This window comes from Streptomyces sp. CNQ329, from assembly GCF_000482585.1.
Genome location: NZ_AXVU01000030.1, coordinates 58,107 through 80,092, shown reverse-complemented (window position 1 = coordinate 80,092; position 21,986 = coordinate 58,107). Strand labels below are relative to the sequence as shown.

The window sequence follows — 21,986 nt, the reverse complement described above, 5'->3', positions numbered from 1 at the left end:
CCGCAAAGGGTGCTGGTGAATTGTCAGGGGAATAAGAAGACGCCTTACGTCGTGCTGGAAAACAATCGCCTGACAACCGCCCGGAACCCGGGCCCGCGGCGCACGGCGCGTGGCCGGAGCCGCCCCTCGGCGTCGAGCCGGTCCTGCACGGCTTCCAGCGCCACATGGCCGCGCCGACGGGACACGCGGGCGTGGTGCGTGGGCAGGGGCGCCCGCCGGACCCGCCCGCGGGGGCGGTGCGGGCGGGTCCGGCGGGGCGCGTCAGAGCTGTGGCGGCGTGGGCCGGTCCGGGGTGAGGGCGAGTTCGCCCTTGAGCATCCGGCCGCCGTCGGCGGTCAGCCGCAGGTAGTAGTCCGAAGAGCACGAGGTGCCGTCCTCGTCGAGCGCGCGGATGCCGGAGCCGGACGGTACCTGGGCCGCGTTCTCGGCGGTCTTGGCGATCTGGTTGGCCTCGTTGTACTCGTCGAACATCGAGATGTAGAAGCCGGCGACACCCACCCGGCACTGGTTGTAGAACTGGCGCCACATCAGGTCACCGTGTGCGCGGTGGCCGCTTTGCAGGTCGCCGGGGATGACGCAGGGCTGGTAGTCGATGCCGTGCGCGTCGCAGTCGGCCTTGTCCGGGCCGTTGACGTTGGCGTAGAAGTGGTCGGCACCGCCGACGTCGGAGATCCGCCCGACCATCCACGGCGAGATCATGTGGAAGGCGTGGTAGACGTCGAGGAAGCCGGGGCGGGAGTCGGACTGGCCGGTGCGCCAGTGCGTGGGCACGCCGCCGATGACGTAACAGCCCTGGTTCTTGAACCAGTTGACGACGTCGAGGCAGGGTCCGGGCTCGAAGGGGCGGCCGTCGTCGTTGAAACCGAAGCCCCAGATGCACACGACCGGCTTGCCGTTCTGCACGGCGTACGCGCCGGACGACGTGTACGCGCTCATCTTCGTCGTCCAGTCCTCCTTGATCTGCGACTGCATCTGCGTCCAGGAGGTGACGTCGTACATGAGGTAGAACTTCCGGCCGTGCTTCTCGGCCGCCGCGCGCACCTTCCGGGCCATGCCGTCGCGGGTGGCGCCCTCGCCGCCGAAGGGGTTGAAGCGCTGGAGGGCGGCGGTGTCGCAGCCGTTCTCGGCCATCCAGCGGAAGTGCGTGTCGACCGTCTGGTCGTCCCAGGAGGAGAAGAGGGCGGCCTGGCCGCCGCCGTTCAGGTCCTGGTAGGCGGTCGGGTAGGAGTTCTCGTACTCCCGCATGTCCGGCCAGGACAGGATGGTCGTGTTGTCCGGGGACGGCGGCCGGCTCATGTCGCGGCTCCAGTGCCACCACCCGTTGATGGGCGCGCCGTCGCCGGGGCAGGCGAACCAGCCCTGGTAGCCGACGGTGACCTTGCCGACCACGTCGCCGACGGGGCTCGCGGCCGGCCGCGAGCCCGCCGCGGGCTCCTCGGCGGCGCCGGCGAGGCGGGTGGAGAGCACGCCGCCCGCGGCAGCCGTGGCGGAGGCGGCGGCACCGGAAATCATGAGCTTGCGTCTGGAGATCGTCACGAGGGGTTTCCTCACGTTCGGGTCTGCGGTGGGGGAATTCCCGGCGGCGGTGAAAGGCGCCGCGCCAAGGGACGCGAGCCGTAACGTAGTCGGGCGTCCGTCACGGAGCAAGAGATCCGACCAATGGAATTCGATTTCTCAACTCATGTATATGTCAGGCCATTTAATTGACGCATGAGGGCGCGCGGGGATTGCCCCGGAACGGCGCCCGCGGCCGGCCGGGCTCAGTCCACCACCTTGATCTTCTTCATGGTGGGTTGCGAGATGACCCGGGCCACCCCCGGGATGCCGATGATCCTGCCGGTCTGGAACTGCTCGTACGCCGCGTAGTCCGCGACCAGCACCCGCAGGAAGTAGTCCGGCGTGCCGAAGACCCGCCGGAACTCCACCACCTCCTCGTACGCGCTGATCGTCGCCTCCAGCCCCGCGAGGGTGTCGAGATCGCTCACCGACACCTCGATGGAGACGATCACTTCGAGGCCCCGCCCGGCCGCCTCCTCGTTGACCCGCGCCCGGTAGCCGGTGATGATCCCGGCCTCCTCCAGCCGCTTCACCCGCCGCAGGCAGGGTGGCGGCGTCAGGCCGACGCGGCGGGCCAGCTCGACGTTCGTCAGCCGCCCGTCCTCCCGGAGCTGACGCAGAATTTCACGATCGAGCTCATCCAGTTTCACTTCATTGCTCATGTCGACAGTTTAGGGTCACGATTCGCAACCATATGAGCCGCGGATCTTTCTAGAATCGCACCCATGGTGACGGGGCACGCGGGCGACCGGCTGCGCTCCGACCTGTCCCGGGCGCTCGCCGACTCGGGACCGGTCGGGCTCGGCGCCTTTCCCATGGGCGTGGCGTTCGGCGTCCTCGTCGTCCACTCAGGGCTGGACTGGTGGTGGGCGAGCGTCTTCTCGGGCCTGATCTACGCCGGTTCGCTGGAGTTCCTCCTCCTCGGCCTGGTGCTGGCCGCGGCGCCGCTCGGGCAGATCGCGCTGACGGCGTTCACCGTCAACTTCCGGCACGTCTTCTACGCCCTGTCCTTCCCGCTGCACCGCGTCCGGGGCCGCGCGGCCAGGGCGTACAGCACCTTCGCGCTCTCCGACGAGGCGTACGCCGTCACCGCGCACCCCGCGGCGCAGTCGTACCCCGGGCGGCGCCTGCTGTGGCTCCAGGTCTTCATCCACCTGTACTGGGCCGGCGGCGCGACGGCCGGCGCGCTGCTGGGCGCCGCCGTCCCCGCCGGCGTCGAGGGCCTGGACTTCGCCGTCACCGCCCTCTTCACCGTGCTGGCCCTCGACGCGCTCCGCGACCGGCCCGGAGCCGCCGTGCCCGCGCTGGCGCTGGGCTGCGCACTTGCCGCGCGGCTCGCGGTGCCGGGCGGGCAACTCTTCGCCGCCTTCGCGCTGTTCGCCGCGGCGCTCCTGGCCCGCTACGCCGTCGTACGCAGAAGGGAGGCGGGCGCACGTGCCTGACACCCCCGCGGCCGGCTACCTGCTCGCCGCCGTCGCGGTCGCCGTCGCCGTGACCTGGGCGCTGCGCGCGCTGCCGTTCGCCGCGCTGGCGCCGCTGCGGTCCAGCCCGCTCGTGGCGTACCTCGGCGCGGCGATGCCGGCGGGCGTGATGGTGATCCTCGCCGCCTACACCCTGCGCCACCTCACACCGCGCGACGCGGGGGCGGCGTGGCCGACGCTGCTTGCGCTGGCCGCCACCGTGGCGGTCCACCTGTGGCGGCGCAACGTCCTGCTGTCGATAGTCGGCGGCACGGCGGTGCATGTGGCGCTCGCCAGCGCGGTGTTCTGAAGCCCTCCGACGTCTGCGCCCGTATTGCTCCACTCACCTGTGATGTGCACGAGAAGAAGTGGGATTCTTCTGAATCGCGTGGAGAGAAAGGCGGGACTCGAAAGCCGGGGAAGAGGCTCGCGGCCATGTCCGGGCGGCAGCTCCGGAAGGCACGGGCCGGGCGTCTGTGCCGGGCGTCCGGGCCGGGCCCCGGCGGCGGGCGCGAGGCGCGCGCCGCCGGGCCCCTGGCTCAGCCGCAGGTGACCTTCGCGTCGGCCCAGTCCGCGTGGTCGTAACTGGTGCCGTCGCCTCCGTCCGCCACCTCCAGGGTGAGGAGGTCCACGCCGGTCACGTCCGCCGTCACCGGCTGCGCGGCGTCCGTGCCGCTCAGAGTGCCGGTCGTCGCCAGCTCCGTGTCGTCGCCGAGGACCCGGAAGCTCACCGAGCCGCGATCCCCGACCTCGTCGTCGACGCCCACCTGCGCGGCGAACGAGGTGCACGCGCCGCCGAGGTAGACCGTCACGCGGGACGGCGCGTGGGCGCCGATTCCCTTGTCGTACGCCGTGCCGCCGATGGTCAGCGGCGCGCCGTCGCCCGCGCCGTCGTCGCCGACGCTGGTGTCGACCTCGACCGGGCCCCAGCCGTTCGTCGCCGTGAGCAGGTGCAGGTCACCCACGTGCGCTTCGCCCTGCGGCACCGGCGGCGCGACCAGCACCCGTACGGCCTGCTCGACGTGCACCCGGGGCTCGGCGGGCCCGGCGTCCGGCGCGCGGTACTCCGCGACGACGGGCACGTCCACGTACCCCGGCTCCGCCGACTCCGGCACCGTCACCGTCCACTCCGCCGACAGCGCCTGCCCCGGCCGCAGCGCCGGCGATGCCACGTCCTCGCCCGCCGCCGTCCAGCCGGCCCGCGGCCGGGCGCCGAGGGTGACCTGCCGCAGCGTCGCGGACTCCCCGCCGGAGGCGGCGAAGCGGCCGGTGACCTCGATCTCGTCGCCGGGCTTCGCGGTCGCCGTCTCCGGGGTGATCGCGAGCGCGGTCGCCGGCGTCGTACGCACCGGCTCGTCGCACGTCGTACGGCCGCGCTCGGCGGCGCACACCAGCGCCACGAACCCGCCGTTCTCCGCCACCGGCACCGTCAGCCGCGCGTCGCCGCCGACCGTGCGGGTCTCGCGGGCCAGCCCGTCGGCGCCGTCCGTGACCAGCTCCACGAGCAGCCGGTCGCCGTCGTCGGCACCGAGCCGGCCGAGGTCCACCTCGGCGGTGCCGGCCGCGCCCGCGTGGATGCCGCCGACGAACCACCGGTCGCCGGCGCGCCGCGCCAGCACCGCGTCGTCGCCGGGCCGCCCGCCGAGGTAGCGGGTCTCGTCCCACACCGTGGGCAGTTGGTCGAGCACGCGCGCGGCCTCGGGCAGCTCCGCGTACGTCTCCGGGCTGTCCGCGGGGTGCTGCAGACCGGACTCGTACACGACGGGCAGCGCCAGCTCGTGGGCGTCGCTGTGCGTCCGGTTGGTCATGGAGAAGGTGCCCGGCGTGACGTCGGCGGAGCCGACGACGTTCCGGGTGAACGGCAGCATCGTGTTGTACGTGGGCGTGAGCGGCTGGTCGAAGGAGTAGTACTCGTGCCCGCGCACCGCCTCGTAGGTCATCAGGTGCGGCCAGGTGCGCTGGAGGCCCTTCGGCAGCGTCGCGCCGTGGAAGTTGACGAGCAGCTTGTGCTCGGCGGTGGCCGCGAGCACGTCCTCGTACCAGGCGTGCCTGCCGACGCCCTCCGGCTCGCCGTCACCGGTGTTCATGAAGTCGACCTTGACGCCCTTGACGCCCCAGTCGTTCAGCTCGCCGAAGACGGTGGCCATCTTCTGCGGCGTGTCCACCTCCCACCAGCGGAACCACAGCAGGATGTCGACGCCCTTGGTGCGCGCGTACCGCACCAGCTCCGGCACCCACTCGCGGCTCCAGCCCTCGTCGACGAGCGTGTACTCCCAGCCGTGGGCGGCGGCGTAGTCGACGTAGTCCTTCTGCCGCTCGAAGTCCCGCGGGCTGTCGTGCTCGACGAGCCACGACCAGGAGACGGTGCCGGGGCGGATCCAGGAGGTGTCGTCGAACTCGGCGTCCGGCGCGAGGTCGCTGACCAGCGTCGACTCGGTGACGGTCGCCAGGTCCCCGACGATCGCGGTACGCCACGGAGTGGCCAGGTCGCCGGGCGAGACCACCTCCGCCTCGGCGAGCGCGACGTCGTACGCGCCGCTGCCCTCGGCGTGCGCGAGCTTGCTGCCGGGATACGCGGAGTCCATGCCGGACTCGGTGAGGAGCACGTAGTCGTCGGCGGCGACCTCGAAGAGCGCGGGGTAGCCGTAGTCGTCGGCGGGCGCGCCGCCGGCGGTGGTCTCGCTGCGTACCTCCTCGTACCAGGAGGTGTGCGGCAGCAGCCAGGCGGGCGCATCTGCGGGCAGGCGGTAGCCGCTGGCCTCGCCGGTGACGACCGTGCCCTGGGAGTCCGGCAGTTCGTAGCGGAACGCGACGCCGTCGCGGGCGGCGCGGACGACGAGGTCCATGCGGATGCCGCCCTCGCCGCGCAGCGCGAAGCGGGACTCCGTCATCGGGGAGTCGATGCGGCGCTGCTTGCCGGTGGTCATCTCGTAGCGCTCGTGGACGCGGCTGTCGTCGCGTCCGAGGAGTTCGAGCCCGCGGGTCAGGTCGGCGTCCCGGGTGCGCAGGCCGAGCGGGGAGTCGGGCAGGACCTCGGCCGCGCCGCGGCGGACGGTCAGGGTCAGGGCGCCGGTGGAGTCGTCACGTACGACGTCGGCGGCGAGTTGATCCTTGTTGTTCTGTGGTGCCGCCACGGTCCAGACATCGGAGGTGATGGCATCGTCGGTGGTCGAGCCGGTGACGGGCGTCGCCGCGGCGGGCGACAGCCAGGCGGTGGCCAGGACGGTGAACGCGGTCAGCATGGTGCCGGCCGGCCGCCGTCCCAGCGGGCCGAGGAGGGGCACAGGGGCTCCTTACACATCGGATGAGCAGGAGGAACCGGATGAACTGACGTGTTGCACTCTGTTGGTTCGCGTCTGGTTGAGTTAATTCTTGTGACGGAGGGCTGTCAAGAGTCCTCGCCGGGAGCGCGCGCCGGCTCCGTCCCTTCGGCCCCACCCGGCCGGTTCTCCTCGACCAGATGGCGGCTGACCTCCGCCGACGTCAGCCCCAGCCCGCCGAGCGTGATCTCGTCCCATGCCTGCAGCGTGCGCGTACTCCGGTCGAGATAGAGCACGGACGCGCTCACCTTCTCCGGCGCGTCGTTCTCCACCGCGCGCAGTCCGCCGCCGCCCGCGGAGCCCTCGACCATCAGCCGCGTGCCCTCCGGCAGATGGTGCTGCTTGCGATGGTGGCGGTGGCCGGCGAGCGCCAGCGGTACGAGGCCGTCGACCTGTTCCAGCACCACGGGGTTGTGGGCGATGGCCAGATCCGCCGGCCGGCCCCGGTCCCGCAGCCCGGTGAGCGCCGCGGCCAGCCGCTCGCCGGCCGCTTCCTCCGCGGGGTCCCCGGCGGCGGCGACGGAGCGGTCCGGGGTGAACTGCGGATCGCCGATGCCCGCGATCCGTACGCCCGCCACGACCACCGACTCGCCGTCGTCGACGACCCGCGCGTTCTTCTGGCGCTCGACGGCGGCCTGGGTGGCGAGCGAGTCGTGGTTGCCGCGGACCCACACGTACGGGACGCCGAGGGTGGCGATCGGGTCGAGGTAGACGTTCTCGGCCTCCGAGCCGTGGTCCATCGTGTCCCCGGTGTCGATGACCGCATCCAGCTCGTACTGCTCGACGAGGGAGCGGATGATGCCCCAGGCGGCGGGGTTGAGATGCATGTCGGAGACGTGCAGGAAGCGGACCGTGGAGGGGTCGGGCCGGTACGCGGGCAGCGTGGAGGCGGCGTCGTACAGCTTGCTGACGTTGGTGACCAGACGGGCCAGCTCCTGCTGGTACACGTCGAACTCGGTGACGATGCTGCGCGCGTCGCCGATGACGCTGGGCGCGCTGGTCAGCAGCCCGGAGAACTTCGGCTCCAGCACGGACTTGGGGTTCCACGTCGCGAACGCGGCGGCGCCGGAGGCGGCGAGCAGCGCGAGCGCCAGCCCGCCGGCGGCCAGCGCGCGGCGCGGCGTGCGGTAGACGGCGAGCCCCAGCGCCGTGGCGCCGACGAGGGCGGCGACCCCGGAGCGTACGCCCAGATCGAAGGTGCTCCGGCGGATGTCGGCGGTCACCCTGTCCTCCAGCCCCGAGAACTCCTCGGGGTGCGCGAAGAGCGCGCGGGAGCGGTCGGGGTCGAGGCGCTCCACCTCGACGTCGAGGCGCAGAGGCGCGTCGTGGCTGTCCATGTCGATGGCGCCGAGAGGGGAGACGCCGATCCGGGTGTCGCCGGTGACGGACGGCGTGAGCGCCATCCGGGTGTCCATGGGCCCGACGGAGGTCTCGACCCCGCCGACGACGAGCAGCCCGAGCGCGGCACCGACGACGGTGACGGCGGACAGGCCGAGGGCGCGGAGGTAGGGGTGCGGGCGGCGGCCGAGTTCCGGCGCGGCGGGTGCACGACGCGTCCCGCGTCCGCGCGCTCCCCGCGCCCGCTGGGCCAGTCGGCGGACAGCGGTGGGGAAGCGGCGGACACGGGCGGGAGCGCGGCGCAGGCGCTCGAACATGGCGCGGACGGGGGAGACCGCAAAAGGCACTTCGCGGGCCATTCGCAACGTATGCCCGGAGTGGCCCGCCGGTATTCGGCGCCCTGCCGCAGAATGGGCCATGTGCTGGACATGTCGAACGAGGAGTTCGAGGAACTGGTGGCGCAGGCCCTCGACCGCATCCCGGCGGAGCTGACCCGCCTGATGGACAACGTCGCGGTCTTCGTCGAACCCGAGCCGCCGCCGGACGACCCGGGTCTGCTCGGCCTCTACGAGGGCACGCCCCTGACGGAGCGCGGCGAGTGGTACGCGGGCGTGCTCCCCGACCGGATCACCATCTACCGAGGTCCGACGCTGCGGATGTGCGAGTCGCGGGAGGACGTGGTGGCGGAGACGGAGATCACCGTGGTCCACGAGATCGCCCACCACTTCGGCATCGACGACGAGCGGCTGCACGCGCTGGGATACGGCTGAGAGACCCGGGGCGCCCGGCGCGTGAGAGGCGATGGGAACTCGCGGTGCGGGGCGGCCAGGTGACAGTGGCTCACGGGGAGCGCGGGGGCGGATGCGCGTACGCCCCGCGCGTATGACGGGGCCCGCCGGGGCGCCGGGTCACGGGCCGGTCCGATGCCGGAGAACGGAGCGGGGGAGGACGGCGGAGGGACCGCCGGGGAGCGCTGCGGCTCCCGGACGCCGGGTCAGTGGCGGTCAGGTGAAGGGGAGTCGGCGGTCCGCGTAGGGGAGGTGGGGGGAGTAGCCCTCGGCGGCGCTGCCGCCTTCGGCCGTGCCGCCGTCCGTGGTGGTCGGCGTCGGGGTGGGGGTGGGGGTCGGTGCCGGACCGGGAACCGTGGGGGTCGGTGCCGGGGTCGTCGGCCGGGGGCGGGGGTCCGGGGTGGTGGACGGCCGCGGGTCCGGGGTGTCGTCGGTGCCGCCGGTGCCGCCCGCGTCCGTGGGTGTCGCCGAGCCGGGGGCCGGCGTCGCCGGGTCGCCCGCGCCGCCGCCCGGCTGGCCCGTGGCGGAGGGGGCCGTCCCGTCGCCGTCCCGCCTGCCGGTGGCGCCCCCGGCGCCGCCTGCCTCACCGGTGCCGCTGTCGCCGGCCGCGGCGGACGGCAGGTCGTTGACCCGCACACCGCCGTCGGGCTCGGTGCCGCTGCGGCCGGAGCCCGGATCGGGGTCGCCGGGCTGGCTCGTACCGGAGACGGTCATGCACCCGCCGAGCGCCAGCACCGCCATCGTGGCGGCTGAGATCCGCAGGGCGGCACGGGCTGTCGGCTCAGGCATGGGAAGCCCCTTTCAGGACGCGTCGTACGGCTCAACTCCCCGGCGCCCGCGGAGGACACGGGAGGCGTCGCGCGGCGCGCCGACCGGCGCGTACCCGGTGCCCGCGCCCTCCGATACCACCCCCCGCGAGCCGTGCCCGCGAAACTGATTTGCCAGCCGGCCCACCTGGTGCGTACTCTGGTAGATCGTTTGATCCCATTTGCCCGGCGCCCCACCGAAGCGCGCCGTGTGTGGCGCGTTCCCTTCCCTGCCGTGGCAGACCGCAAGAGGCGGTCCTTGTACATCCGCCGCGGAGTCGTGGCGCGTGCCGACGACTGCGGAAGGCTTGAGCTCGTTCATGTCTGATATCCCTGTGCTCGCCCCTGCCCTCGACGAGGCGGAGACGCCCGAGGCGACCGACACCACCGAGGCGACCGACACCACCGAGGTGACCGACGTCACCGAGCCCGCGGAGACCGCCGCGGCCCCGGAGACCGCCGAGACCTCGGAGGCCGCCGCGCCGACGTTCGGGGACCTCGGCCTGCCCCGCGCGGTCGTGGCCAAGCTCGCGGACTACGGCGTCACCACCCCGTTCCCGATCCAGGCCGCCACCATCCCCGACGCCCTCGCCGGCCGCGACGTCCTCGGCCGCGGCCGTACCGGCTCCGGCAAGACCCTCTCCTTCGGCCTGCCGCTGCTCGCGACCCTCGCCGGCGGCCACACCGACCCCAAGCGCCCCCGCGGCCTCATCCTCACCCCGACGCGCGAGCTGGCCATGCAGGTCGCCGACGCGCTCCAGCCGTACGGCGACGTCCTGCGGCTGTCGATGAAGGTCGTCTGCGGCGGTACGTCCATGGGCCGCCAGATCGGTGCGCTGGAGCGCGGCGTCGACGTGCTCGTCGCCACCCCCGGCCGGCTGCGCGACGTCATCGACCGCGGTGCCTGCTCCCTGGACCGGGTGCAGATCGCCGTGCTCGACGAGGCCGACCAGATGGCCGACCTGGGCTTCCTGCCCGAGGTCACCGAGCTGCTCGACCAGGTGCCGCCGGGCGGCCAGCGGATGCTGTTCTCCGCCACGCTGGACAAGGGCGTCGGCACGCTCGTCGAGCGCTACCTCGTCGACCCCGTCAGCCACGAGGTGGACCCGTCGGCGGGCGCGGTGACGACGATGACGCACCACGTCTTCGTCGTGAAGCCGCGCGACAAGGCGCCCGTCACCGCCGCCATCGCGGCGCGCAAGGGCCGCACCATCGTCTTCGTCCGCACCCAGCTCGGCGCCGACCGCGTCGCCGACCAGCTCCGCGAGACCGGCGTGCGCGCCGCCGCGCTGCACGGCGGCATGACGCAGGGCGCGCGGACGCACACACTGGCGGACTTCAAGGACGGCCGGGTGCACGCGCTGGTGGCGACGGACGTCGCCGCGCGCGGCATCCACGTCGACGGCATCGACCTGGTGCTGAACGTCGACCCGGCCGGCGACCACAAGGACTACCTGCACCGCGCGGGCCGTACGGCGCGCGCGGGGGAGTCCGGCACCGTGGTCTCCCTCGCCCTGCCCCACCAGCGCCGCACGGTCTTCCGCCTGCTGGAGGACGCGGCGGTGGACGCCTCGCGGCACATCATCAGCGGGCGCGGCGCGTTCGACCCCGACGTGGCGCGGATCACGGGCGCCCGGTCCATCGACGAGGTGCAGGCCGAATCGGCGGCCCAGGCGGCGACGGCGGCGGAGCGGGACGTGACGCAGATGGAGGCCCAACTGGAGCGGGCCCGCAAGCACGCGGCGGAGCTGCGCGCGGAGGCGACGCGGCTGGCGACGCGCGCGGGCGTGACGCCGGAACCGGCGGAGCCGGCGGTTCAGGCCGACGCGGCGACGGAGCCCCGGCGGGAGGACGGCCCGTACGCGCCCCGCACGGACCGCGGCGACCGGGCATACGGCGGCGACCGCGGGGACCGCTCGTACGGCGACCGCTCGTACGGCGACCGCTCGTACGGCGACCGGGGCGACCGCTCGTACGGCGGCGACCGCGGCGACCGTTCCGACCGCCCGTACAACCGCACCGCGGCCCGGCACGACCGCCGGGAGCAGCGCTTCCGTACCTTCGACAGGTCGGGCGACACCCGCCGCAACGACCGCAACGACCGCGACCACAGGGACAACCGCGAGACCCGGGACTACCGGACCGACCGGCGGGACGACCGCCGCGACGACCGTTCGTACGACCGCCGCGACGACCGTGCTTACGACCGCCGGGAGGATCGCCGCGACGAGCGCTCGTACGGCAGCCGTGAGCCCCGCTCGTACGACCGCCGCGACACCCGCCGCGACGACCGCGGCTCCCGCCCGTACGACCGCGGCACCCGCTCCTACCCCCGGCGCGACGACCGCGGCGCCGCCCGCCCCTACGACCGCGACAACCGCCGCCCCTACGAGCGCCGCGACTCCGACCGCTCCCGCTTCGGCGGCGACCGCCCGGCCGGCCGCGACCGCCGCGACACCCGCCCGTCGTACGGCCACGACCGCCGCACCTCGGACGACCGCCGCGCGGACAAGCCCCGCTGGAAGCGCCAGGACCGCAACAACCGCAAGGGCTGACCCCCGCACCACCACCCGGGCCCCCTCCCACCCCAGGGAGGGGGCCCGCCCGCGTCCGGGCACCACCGGCGACGACAAGGGGTGGGCGTGATGTCACAGCGGGTCGTTAGCCTGTTCGAGGGCAATGCCTAGAGGGCCCCAAACCCTCCGCCAGGAGAAATCCCGTCGGTTCTCACCCAGGAGGGAAACCTTGGCCCTTTATGCTCTCGTCCGTTCTGCCTTAGCCGCCGCGGCGCTGTCCGCCGCACTTGTGGCGACGCCGCTCACGCCGGCGGCAGCCGCCACCACCGCCCCCGACCGCCCGGCCACCGCCGACCTCAGCACGTCGTACAGACCCTGCGTCGCGGGGCCCGACCGCCCTTACCTCAACAGCGCGCCCGCGCTCCGCGCGGTCCTGTCCGACCCGGACGGCGACGCGGTTGCGGCGCAGTTCGAGCTGAGCTGGCAGGACGCGTCCGGCGGCCCGCAGACGCACGAGCTGACCACGACCGCGAAAGCGAGCGGTTCCGGGTTCTCCTGGCATCTGGAGCGGCAGGACATCCCGGAGGACACGCCCGTGCAGTGGCATGTGCGGGGCTGGGACGGCACCGCGTGGGGGCCGTGGAGCTCCGAAGGGGGCGCCGGTCCCTGCGAGTTCGTCTATGACCCGACCGTGCCCGTGCCGCCCGTGATCTCCTCGCCCGACTACCCGGAGGACCCCGAGGGCTGGACCGACGGCGTCGGCGTCCCGGGCCGCTTCACCTTCGACGCACCGGCAGAGGAGGCGGTCACGTACCGCTGGTCCGTCAACGGCTCGCCGCCGCATCCGGTCGACGCCCCCGCCCCCGGCGAGCCCGTGACCGTCACGTGGACGCCCGAGCAGTCGGGCGTGTACGTCGTGGAGGCCCAGTCCGTGAGCAGGGCGGGCAGCACCTCCGAGCCCACCCGGTACACCATCCGTGTCAGTGCCGGCCGTGCGCCGGTGGCGAGTTGGGCGCTCGGTGACCCCGAAGGGGCGGCTGAGGCGGCCCCCGCCGGCACCACACCGGCCAGGGCGGGCGCGGGCGTCACCTTCGGCGCCGCGGGCCCGGAGGGCATCGCGTACGAGACGGGCGCCGCCCTCGACGGCACGCCCGACGCCTACCTCACCGCGCAGACCGCGGCGGCGGACCCGTCAGGATCCTTCGCCGTCGCCGCGTCAGCGCGGCCGGAGACGACGGCCGGGGACGGCATGACCGTACTCAGCCAGGACGGCGGCGCCGTCCCGGCGTCGTTCGCGCTCGGCGTCCACGACGGCCGCTGGTCCCTGGCGCTCGCGGACGGGACCGCAGACCCGGTCCGCGCGACGGGTGGCGCGGCAGCGACCGGCGAGTGGGCCCACCTCACCGCGGTGTACGACGCCCCGACCGCACGGCCCGCCTCTACGTCGACGGCAGCCTCGCCGCCGACCTCCCCCTCCCCGACTCCGCCACCTGTCCCGCCACCACCGGCCTCCAGATCGGCCGCGCCCGCACCGCCACCGGCTGGACCGACCCCATGACCGCCGCGGTCGACGAAGTCCGCACCTACACCGGAGCGCTCTCCAACGAGCACCTGGCCATGATCAGCACCCCCTGGACGGACCTGGACCTCTGACCCGACCCCCACCCGCGGCCCTCCCCCGCAGGCAGGGGCCGCGTCCCACCCGCCGGGTCGATATCCCCTCGGGGGCACGCCGAGGTCCGGGCTATGCTGGCCGGGCGGGCCGCTAGCTCAATTGGCAGAGCACCGGACTTTTAATCCGTTGGTTGTGGGTTCGAGTCCCACGCGGCCTACTTGATCGGCAGCGCCCCCGGGGGCGTTGACCAGCAGAGAAGCGCCCTGCGCGGCCTACGCCGAGCGGGGCGCTTCGTCGTGTGCTCTCAGTGCAGGGGGAAGTCACGCTGCGTGACAGCCCCGCCGTAAACGGGGAGGTCCTACGACGAGGGCTCCAGTGTCGCGGGGATCGGGCTGAGGCGTGGAGTCCCGGTTGCTGCGACGACTGGGACTCCACGCCTCAGCCCGGGCGCGTCAGAGGGAGAGCATCGCCTGCTCCCAGTCATGAGCACGCGTCGATGCGGTATTGACGGACATGTCGAGCGCCTGCACACGCTCAGTCGATGTCGGTATGCAGATATCGCCTCCCGATTCTGGCTGGACGGCTGCCTGTGCCGGTTGTGCACTACCTGTCTGAATTGCGACAGTAAAGGCTGCGGTGGCGATACCGAGAGTTGCGAGGGGCATCAGATATACACGCACGAGGTGGTGTTGCCTTTCATGGTCTAGCAGTTGCTGAGACCCTATCGTGGCGACGCCCTAGAACGCCAATTCGGCGAGGGGCTGGACTGGCCCCTTTGGGTGCAATGTAGAATCTACAGTGAACGTCTAAAGCTGTGGTCCGCTCAGTGTCGCGTAAGTTCCCTCAGCCTCTGACTCATTCTGTCCGCTTCGCGCGGGTCGAGGTGACGCATGAGCTCGATGGCGCGTTCGAGCGCCAGGCGGACCTCGTCGCCCTCCCCCTCCGCGGCGCAGACGTCGGCGAGCGCCGCGAGGGCCCGTGCCTCTTCCCCGCGGTCATCGGTGCGCCGCGCGGTGGTGACGGCCTCCTGTAGGTGGTCACCGGCGTCGTTCAGGCGGCCCGCGGCGAGTTCAGTGAGTGCCAGGCCGCGGAGCGCGTGCACCTCTTCGTGGGTGGCGCCGATGCCGCGGGCTAGTGCTAAAGCGCTGCGGTGCTGGTGTGCCGCCTCCTCGCTGAATCCGGCCCTTCGGTGTGCGTCTCCAAGCCCGTTGAGAGCATTTGCCAGCGACTTGCGGTCACCAAGCGATCCGAAATCTTGCACAGCCTGTGCGTGCATGGCCAGAGATTGATCATCATTACCTGTCTCGCTGAGAATGTCAGCTAAATTGGTGAGCACCGTGGCGCGTACATATGTATTCCCGCCGGACTCTGCCAGGGAAAGCGATTTCTCCAGGGTTCTCCTGGCTGATTCGATCTCACCGATACGCTTATGCAAATCACCGAGATTGTTCAGGGATCGCACAATCCCCCAGGTGTCTCCCGCCGCCTTGAATCCGGCCATCGCCTGCTGGAAGTGATCTCGAGCGCTGTCTATCTCCCCCAGGGATAGTTGCGCAATGGCGATATTGTTCTGGCATCGTGCCTTGTACCACACATTGCCCGATTTGTCTGCTATGCGTAATGCGGCGGTATTGAGGGCGATGGCTGTGTGGTGCTCACCCTGGTGCCACTGCAGGACCCCCAGCGCCCGCAGGGCTTCTACCTCTCGCATCGGGTCGCCTTCGGCGCGCGCGACGTTCAGGGCCTCTTCACCGGCTTCCATGGCCTCGGGATACGCACCCGTGCTCGCGTTGGTTTCGGTGAGGGACAGCAGCGCCTGGCAGAGCGCCAGGCGGTCGCCGGTGGTTCTCAGGTACGCGACCGCGTTGCGATGCACGATCTCGGCGTCGGCCCAATGGCACCCTTCGGTCAGGAAGCTGCTGAGGGCGTCAGCCAGGAGGGCGGCCTGGTCCGGGGCCCCGTGGGTACGGGCGTACTCCTCGACGGCGAGCAGGTTCCCCCGCTCGGCGGTGAACCAGGCTGTGGCGTCGTCGCCGGGCAGAGCAGTCCACTGCTCCCGCGGGTCCGCCTGGCCGGGTGCGGGCAGGCGTAGTCGTCGCGGGTGGGCGATTTCGTCCGCGTGGCGGGCCTGGGCGACAGTGAAGGAGATCAGGCGCCGCAGTGCCTGGTCACACGTTTGTTGATCGTCCTCGGAGCGCGTCAGCGTCCGAGCGTACTCGCGGAGAAGATCGTGGTACGCGAAACGCCCGGGAGCCGGCTCTCTGAGCAGATGACATCCGATCAGCGCATCGATGAGGTGCTCGGCGTCGTCGGCCGGCAGCCCCAGCAGGGCCGCGCCGGCGTCCACCGTGAAGTCCGGACCCGGGTGGAGACCCAGATGCCGGAAGGCGCGTCGCTGAGCGGCCGTGAGCGTCTGATAGGAGAAGTCAAATGCCCGTGCGATCTCCTGGTATCCGTCGCGGATCTCGCGGAGTCGGCTGGTGCCGCGTGCGAGTCGCTCGCTCAGCGTGGCCGGTGTCCAGGAAGGGCGGGTGGCAAGGCGGTTGGCCACGAGTTCGATGGCGAGTGGGAGATATCCGCAGTACCGGACGATACGGGCGACGACCTCGATGTCACGGGTACGGTCCGCACCCGCGAACTCACGGAAGAGCCCGACCGCGTCGTCCGGCGGCAGCACGTCGAGCAGTATGTGGCGGGCGTGTGGCAGGCCGGTCAGGTGGCGGCGACTGGTGACGATGACCAGTGACGGGGTTCCCCCCGGCAGGAGCGGCCTGACCTGGTCGGGGTCAGAGACGTCGTCCAGAACGATGAGAACCCGGCGCTTCGTGAGCATCGTCCGCCACAGGGCGATTCGCTCGTCGAGGCTGACGGGTACGTGTGCGGCGGCTATGCCCAGGAGCCGCAGGAGTGTGGCGAGTGCCGACTCCGTGCTCAGCGGCTCCGCAGATCCGGAGTGTGCCCGCAGATCGAGGTAGAGCTGCCCATCCGGAAAGTGTTCGGCGAGCCGGTGGCCGGCATGGAGGGCTAGCGCCGTTTTTCCCACGCCGGCCATTCCGGATATCGCTTCGAGGGCCACGACGGATCCGTCCTCAGCGGCGACGGCGATCGCCGCGCGCAAGGCTCTCATCTCCTCGGCACGGCCGACGAGCGGGGTCTGCCGGGGCAGGTTCCTGGGCGGCGTCGGTCCCGCCAGCTGGACGGATCCCCGCTTGTGGTCGGTTCCGGGGAGCTCCCGTCCGCCAGGGGCACCGTGGAGTATCTCGCCGATCGGTATCCGGCCGAGGATGTTCTGGTGAAGGCGGTTCAGCTCGGCTCCAGGACTCGATCCGAACTCGTCCCGTAGCAGCCCACGTATCCTCTGGTAGGCACGGAGTGCGTCCGGGTATCTACCGCTGCCGTAACAGGCGAGCATGAGCTGTCCGGCCAGCGTCTCGTCAGCCGGATGCCGGTCTACCAACTCGTGCAGTTCGCCGACCAGATCCGCGTATCGGCCGAGGCGGAGTTCGGCTGTGATGCGGGAACCGGTGGCGGCCAGCCCTTTCTCCGTCAGGGCGCTTCGCGCTGCCGCCGCCCACGCGCCCGGGAGCCCCGCCAGCGGCTCGCCCTTCCATAACGCCGCCGCACGGGTGAGGAGCAAGGCTGATCGGGCGTCGTCCCCACGGTCGGATGCCTTACCGGCCTCCGCCGTCAGAGACTTGAACCGGTGCCAGTCGACGAGTTCCGGGTCGACCTCAAGAGCATAGGTGTGGGCTCGGCGCGTGATCTGCGGCGGAGGGTCGGTATCGTCCAGGCGAAGGTGGCGGCGGATCCGGGAGATATAGGTATGCGTGTTCTTCCGGGCCTGCACCGGAGGATCGCCGTCCCAGATCCGGCCGGCGAGGGTCTCGAGGGAGAGTGGCCGGCCCACGTCCAGCGCCAGGGCTGCGAGCAGGCAGCGTTCTTTGTCGGATCCGAGCTCGACACGTCGTTCGCCGACCAGAAGTTCCACTGGGCCCAAGATATGGAATTCCACCAGCATCCTCCCGCTGGGGACACGTGTACGAGTCAGCGTGGCACGGAGCCTGTGAGGTGGCCAGGGAGCGTAAAGTCCTGGCTGGAAATAACCACCAGGGCTGTGACCAGGCGTTCTTTGCGACAGCCTCGGGTAGGGAGCCAGCAGCACGCGCACAGTGACTGGCCTCGATACGGGGAGGGTTATGCAGGCGGTCATGGTTGCTGAACTGCTGGCTGCGCTGCTGCGCGCGAGTACGCACCAGCACACCTCCGACGACGCCTGGCGGTCATGGATCGCGCTCACGGACGTGGAATCCGCCGAGGGAAGTGCTGCTGTTCAGTCGTGGCAGCATGGCCGAGAGCGGCACGACGATCCTGCTGCGCTGCTGTCATTGGCCGAGGGACTGGTCGAAGAGAGCCGCGCACGGCCGGACATGGAGGCGCGATTGTGGCGTTGGATGGAGAGCCACCGGGCCGCGCCCTCCCGGACCGGCCAGGTGAACGCCATTGGGGGCGAGGCTCGGATTTACGGCCCCACGGTCCAGGCGCGCGCCATCCAAGGTGGTCTCCACGTGCACTATCCAGGTGCCCAGCCTGAGCCTCCGCCACGGCAGTTGTTGCCCGTACCCGCTCATTTCACCGGGCGGGAAGACGACTTGGCCGCGTTGCGCCGCCTCCTCGATACGGGCACTGGTAGCCGGCAGTCACTCATCGTCGTCAGCGGGCCGGGAGGGGTCGGTAAGTCGGCCCTGGTGACCAAGTGGTTGCGGGAACTGGGGGAGGACTTCCCGGATGGTCATTTCTACGCGGACCTGCGTGCGCACACCGTGGGCGGCCCGGCATCGCCGAGAGAAGTGCTGGGGCAGTTCCTGCGTGCCTTCGGCACCAGATCAGTGCCTGTCGAACTGGCCGAGGTGGCTTCCCTTTGGAGGTCCGTCACCGCGGACCGACAGGTGATGGTCATGCTCGACAACGCGCACAGCGCGGCACAGGTACGCCCGTTGCTGCCGGGAGGAACGGGCGGGCTCGTCGTCGTGACCAGCCGCCACATGCTCACCCACCTCGGCGGCGACGGTGCGAGGTTCTACAGCCTCGGGGGCCTCGACGCGGACGAGGGCCTCGAACTGCTCGCCCGCGGAATCGGCGGCGAGCGAGTCGCCCGCGAACCTCAGGCGGCACGTGACCTGGCCGCTTTATGCGCGGGGCTCCCGCTGGCGGTGTGTCTGGCATCGGCACGACTCGCGTCGCGGCCCCGGCAACCCGTGCACGTGATGGCCGAAGCTCTCGCTCGCAAGCCGGGCGACCTCATCACCTTGGAGGTCGGGGGAGAGGCGGTCGTGGAGACCGCCCTGAACGCTTCGTACGCAGAGCTGACCGAGGAAGGCGCAGCGGTGTACCGGCGCCTCGGCCTCCTGCCGGTGCGTACCTACGACGCCCGGATCGTCGCAGCCTGTTGCGGGGAGTCCCTGGACCGGGCCGACCGTCCGCTCGATGAGTTGATCGAGGCCAGCCTTCTTGAGGAGGTGGGTCCGGGGATCTGCCGTTTCCACGATCTCGTGGGACTGCACGCGCGTGAACGGGCGCTGCAGGACGAGCCGGAGGACGCACGGGGAGAGGTGCTGCGCCGGGTGTGCGACTGGTATCTGGCCACAGCCACCGCAGCCGAGGAGCTGCTCACGCCGGCGCAGTTCACCTTGCCCAGGGACTACGCCTTTCCCTCCGCGCTCCCGCTCCCCTTCGCCGACAAGGCCGGGGCGCTCACCTGGCTGGACACCCGGCGCATGGACCTGATGGCCATGCTGCGTGCCGCGGTGGAGAACGGGTGGGACGAGACGGCATGGCAACTCGTTGATGCGTCGTGGCCCCTGTACCTGCATCTGCGTCACTACGATCTCTGGATCGAATCGCACGAGATCGGCCTCGCCGCCGCACGGCGTAGTGGAAACGCCGAGGCGGAGCGCCAGATGCTCAACTCCGGGGCCATCGGACTTGCAGCTGCGGAGCGTACCGATGAGGCCGTCAGATGGTATGCAGCTTCCGCTGAGGCGGCTCGGGCGGCGGGTGATGTGCGGGACGAAGGGCAGGCATTCCTTGGCCTCGGTGGCTGCCATCATCAGGCCGGCAGGCGGGACGAGGCCGTACGGCATCTGAACCGGGCGATCGAACTGTGGGAGGGCTGCGGATACTTGCGCGGCACTGCCCTGGCGCGGATCGTTCTCGGCGAGATCGCACTCGCCGAGGGACGCGCGAGGACCGCGGTCGAGTGCTTCCGCGAGGCGTACGAGGTGATGGTGTCCGTCGAGGACACACACGACACGGCACGAGCCCTTGCTTTTCTCGGGCGCGCTCACGCCCGTGCGGGCGCCGGTGACAAGGGGGTGGAAGAACTCACGGAGGCCCTCGCGGTTTTCACCGAGTCCGGGTCGGCCCATTGGCAGGCCAGGACACTGGAGATGCTCGGCGAGGGCGCTCGTGAGCGCGGCGATGTCATCGCCGCAGGTGAGTTCTACGCCCGCGCATACGCGCTGCACAAGGTGCGCAGCCCGCAGGAGGCGAGGCGTGTCAGGGCGTGCCTGGACGATCTGCACGCGTCCGGTGCATCGACGGAGCCGGGCTCCACCGCTGAGTGACGTCGACGGAAGGGAGTTCGCGCAGTGAGTGGCCGGCTGTCAGCCAACCGTGCAGACACGACGGCAGGAGAGACCGGTCTGCGCGAACCGGGTCAGGGCGACCCGCAGGCAGCTTCAGCACGACCCGGTAGTGGTCCGGGCCCGTGGCAACCGCCCAGCCTCCGGAGTCAACCGGGACCGCGGCGAGTTGACAGCCCGGGTACTGCGTCGCCACGGACTCGAGACTCTCCAGTGCCACATCGAGCGGCAGCGGCCGTATTCCGTACAACACATCCGCGCACTCGCGCCAGCGACGGTCCTTGCACGCGTCGACGTCGACCGCGAAGTGCTCGTCCCCTTTGCCATACCCCGGCGATGGTCGCCACGCGCCGGTGCAGGCCCACACCAACTGTCGGCCCAGGACGACGCCCAGCAGCTTCGGCGCCGTCTCTTCGGGAACCGATCGCGAGGCTTCCAGGAGATCCTTTGTGCTGCACGGGTTCACCTGTGGTAATTCGTCGAGATCGACGACCTGAACCTGCACGAAGGACCTCATGCGGATTGCTCCCGTCCACCCGTTGTCCACGAATCCAGCGGAGGCGGCGGGGGGAGAACCGGCGTTACGGGCGCGTGAGCCGGCTGGCCCAGGTTGAGTAACTCGTACATCACCCTACGCATGTTCCGGTTGAACCGGCCGGGTTCCGACGTGATGCGGGCCGCGATGGCGGCGTACTCGTCGCGACGGTATTCCGCGGCCGCGTAGGCGAGTTGGTCCATGAGCGAATGTGTGGGCGCGAGGGCGGGAGCCGTCGTCGCGAGTCGCGCCGCGGGCGACGCCGGGTTGATCTCCTGCTCGGGTGAGCTCGCGAGCAGGATCGGCGCCCCGGTGAGGGTGCCGTACAGGCTCACAGACCCGTGGTCCCCGATGATCCAGTCGGCGCAGATCAGGACGGACCGCCAGTCGGCGACCGGCGGGACGAGCCCGATGCCCTCCCGGCAGCATCGCGCCAGCCAGGTGTGCACCTGCCACACGCCATGTCCTGACCACACGTTGGGGTGCACCAGCATCGCAGACCGGTACTGATCGGCCGGCAGTTCCCCGATCAGCCGCGGCAGCAGCGTCTCCAGCCGGCCGAAAGACGATCGGGGGCCCCACGTCGAGGTGACGACGACCAGCTTCTGCGACTCCGTGAGCCCGAGCGCCCGGCGGTACTCCTCTCGCCGCGGCAGGCTCGCCAGGATCCGATCGTGCGCCGGGTCTCCGACGACGCGGGCCACGTCCAGGGCTTCTGGACACGAGTCGGCCAGATCGTCGAGATCCTCCTGGTGCGGTACGACGACGGCGGCCGGCAGGGGCGCCCCGTCGGGCATGAGGTCCGCTTTGCGCAGGCCGGCCACGTTGGGGCCGGCCACACCCAAGATCCTCTTGAGGTAATTGGCCCCGTGCGGGACGGTGACGAGCGGAGCCCGTATCTCGCCCACGCGCTGGGGTCCGGCCGCCAAGGCCAGATCGAACGTCATCCGCGTCACCTCCTCCCACGACAGCGCCACGATTCCCCGCTGTTCCAGAAAGCGCGGCACCTCATCGCCGAAAGCGTGCGGTGGTGCGGTGAAGATGACCTGGATCCGGAAGTCGGCCTCGAACAGCGCCAGTATGTCGAGTAGCCGCTTCCCGTAGGCGACAGTGTGGACTATCACCAGTATTCTCTTGCGTCCCACCAGGGTGAGCCACTGGCGGGCTCTGGTTTCCGGTAGGTCTGTCTGTTTGCTGAACGCCGACACGGCGGAACCCCCCGTAAGTGTTCTGGTCGATTGCTTCTACAGCAGGGTCCCCGGGGCTGTTTGACGGAAGTCTGGCTCGCCGTATGCAAGAAGCTTGCAGTTTTCCTGCCGTTCCGGGGGGCCCTGTCGTTTGTGGCGAGCCCCTGAGGCCATGAGCCTGCGCTGCATCCTGGAGCCCGGCCAGGCTGACCTGCGCGGCCGT

Annotated in this window: 12 protein-coding genes, 1 tRNA gene and 2 pseudogenes; 8 read left to right on the top strand and 7 right to left on the bottom strand. The window is 71.2% G+C overall.

All coding sequences use genetic code 11. The features are described from left to right. Positions 1 to 261: 261 nt before the first annotated feature. Together I003_RS0120515 and I003_RS0120510 are read right to left on the bottom strand one after the other, a co-directional pair. A complete protein-coding gene (locus I003_RS0120515; RefSeq protein WP_037721288.1) occupies positions 262 to 1,512 on the bottom strand; it encodes a glycoside hydrolase family 99 protein in 1,251 nt (416 codons plus the stop codon). A 248-nt stretch (positions 1,513 to 1,760) separates the two neighbouring features. Beyond that, on the bottom strand, positions 1,761 to 2,219 hold the full coding sequence (locus tag I003_RS0120510; protein WP_027773222.1) for an Lrp/AsnC family transcriptional regulator: 459 nt from the start codon (positions 2,217 to 2,219) through the stop codon (positions 1,761 to 1,763). Positions 2,220 to 2,282: 63 nt separating this feature from the next. Here I003_RS0120510 and I003_RS0120505 point away from each other — a divergent pair, with 63 nt between their 5' ends. Together I003_RS0120505 and I003_RS0120500 are read left to right on the top strand one after the other, a co-directional pair. Further along, a complete protein-coding gene (locus tag I003_RS0120505) occupies positions 2,283 to 2,999 on the top strand; it encodes an AzlC family ABC transporter permease (RefSeq protein WP_037721268.1) in 717 nt (238 codons plus the stop codon). Then, the gene (locus I003_RS0120500) at positions 2,992 to 3,327 is read left to right on the top strand and encodes an AzlD domain-containing protein (protein ID WP_027773220.1); all 336 of its coding nucleotides are present in this window, start codon (positions 2,992 to 2,994) and stop codon (positions 3,325 to 3,327) included. Before I003_RS0120505 ends, I003_RS0120500 begins: the two co-directional genes overlap by 8 nt. Positions 3,328 to 3,556: 229 nt before the next feature. Here the strand turns inward: I003_RS0120500 and I003_RS0120495 are convergent, their stop codons facing one another. Together I003_RS0120495 and I003_RS0120490 are read right to left on the bottom strand one after the other, a co-directional pair. Further along, complete coding sequence (locus tag I003_RS0120495; protein ID WP_027773219.1) at positions 3,557 to 6,301, bottom strand: NPCBM/NEW2 domain-containing protein; 2,745 nt, start codon at positions 6,299 to 6,301, stop codon at positions 3,557 to 3,559. Positions 6,302 to 6,405: 104 nt separating this feature from the next. Continuing rightward, entirely contained in the window at positions 6,406 to 8,034 is a 1,629-nt protein-coding gene (locus I003_RS0120490) for a metallophosphoesterase family protein (protein WP_027773218.1), read from the bottom strand. Positions 8,035 to 8,094: 60 nt separating this feature from the next. Between I003_RS0120490 and I003_RS0120485 the strand changes: the two genes are divergently transcribed. Next, on the top strand, positions 8,095 to 8,445 hold the full coding sequence (locus I003_RS0120485) for a metallopeptidase family protein (protein ID WP_199784328.1): 351 nt from the start codon (positions 8,095 to 8,097) through the stop codon (positions 8,443 to 8,445). A gap of 234 nt (positions 8,446 to 8,679) precedes the next feature. Here the strand turns inward: I003_RS0120485 and I003_RS0120480 are convergent, their stop codons facing one another. Beyond that, positions 8,680 to 9,252, bottom strand: a complete 573-nt coding sequence (locus I003_RS0120480; protein WP_486584312.1) for a hypothetical protein — start codon at positions 9,250 to 9,252, stop codon at positions 8,680 to 8,682. Between the two features lie 337 nt (positions 9,253 to 9,589). On the opposite strand from I003_RS0120480, the gene I003_RS0120475 reads away from it, so the two are divergent. The 4 genes and pseudogenes from I003_RS0120475 to I003_RS0120465 all read left to right on the top strand — a co-directional run bounded on the left by I003_RS0120475 (position 9,590) and on the right by I003_RS0120465 (position 13,617). Continuing rightward, on the top strand, positions 9,590 to 11,824 hold the full coding sequence (locus I003_RS0120475; protein ID WP_486584311.1) for a DEAD/DEAH box helicase: 2,235 nt from the start codon (positions 9,590 to 9,592) through the stop codon (positions 11,822 to 11,824). 124 nt (positions 11,825 to 11,948) lie between these two features. After that, positions 11,949 to 13,154 (top strand): annotated as a pseudogene (locus I003_RS36505) (LamG-like jellyroll fold domain-containing protein); the annotation flags it as partial. Positions 13,155 to 13,174: 20 nt separating this feature from the next. Beyond that, positions 13,175 to 13,339, top strand: a pseudogene (locus tag I003_RS36990) (hypothetical protein); the annotation flags it as partial. A 205-nt stretch (positions 13,340 to 13,544) separates the two neighbouring features. Beyond that, a tRNA-Lys gene (locus tag I003_RS0120465) sits at positions 13,545 to 13,617 on the top strand. 606 nt (positions 13,618 to 14,223) lie between these two features. On the opposite strand, the gene I003_RS0120460 is transcribed toward I003_RS0120465, so the two are convergent. Beyond that, positions 14,224 to 17,388, bottom strand: coding sequence for an AfsR/SARP family transcriptional regulator (locus I003_RS0120460; RefSeq protein ID WP_486584310.1), 3,165 nt, complete (start codon positions 17,386 to 17,388; stop codon positions 14,224 to 14,226). A gap of 220 nt (positions 17,389 to 17,608) precedes the next feature. On the opposite strand from I003_RS0120460, the gene I003_RS0120455 reads away from it, so the two are divergent. Beyond that, complete coding sequence (locus I003_RS0120455; RefSeq protein ID WP_486584309.1) at positions 17,609 to 20,023, top strand: tetratricopeptide repeat protein; 2,415 nt, start codon at positions 17,609 to 17,611, stop codon at positions 20,021 to 20,023. A 531-nt stretch (positions 20,024 to 20,554) separates the two neighbouring features. Here the strand turns inward: I003_RS0120455 and I003_RS0120450 are convergent. Continuing rightward, the gene (locus I003_RS0120450; protein WP_486584308.1) at positions 20,555 to 21,784 is read right to left on the bottom strand and encodes a hypothetical protein; all 1,230 of its coding nucleotides are present in this window, start codon (positions 21,782 to 21,784) and stop codon (positions 20,555 to 20,557) included. Between the last annotated feature and the right edge of the window lie 202 nt (positions 21,785 to 21,986).

Excerpts from the sequence above, each read along its gene's own strand:
- I003_RS0120480 (WP_486584312.1), bottom strand. The coding sequence starts at position 9,252 with ATGCCTGAGCCGACAGCCCGTGCCGCCCTGCGGATCTCAGCCGCCACG.
- I003_RS0120515 (WP_037721288.1), bottom strand. The coding sequence starts at position 1,512 with ATGATTTCCGGTGCCGCCGCCTCCGCCACGGCTGCCGCGGGCGGCGTG.
- I003_RS0120510 (WP_027773222.1), bottom strand. The coding sequence starts at position 2,219 with ATGAGCAATGAAGTGAAACTGGATGAGCTCGATCGTGAAATTCTGCGT.
- I003_RS0120505 (WP_037721268.1), top strand. The coding sequence starts at position 2,283 with ATGGTGACGGGGCACGCGGGCGACCGGCTGCGCTCCGACCTGTCCCGG.
- I003_RS0120475 (WP_486584311.1), top strand. The coding sequence starts at position 9,590 with ATGTCTGATATCCCTGTGCTCGCCCCTGCCCTCGACGAGGCGGAGACG.
- I003_RS0120490 (WP_027773218.1), bottom strand. The coding sequence starts at position 8,034 with ATGGCCCGCGAAGTGCCTTTTGCGGTCTCCCCCGTCCGCGCCATGTTC.
- I003_RS0120455 (WP_486584309.1), top strand. The coding sequence starts at position 17,609 with ATGGTTGCTGAACTGCTGGCTGCGCTGCTGCGCGCGAGTACGCACCAG.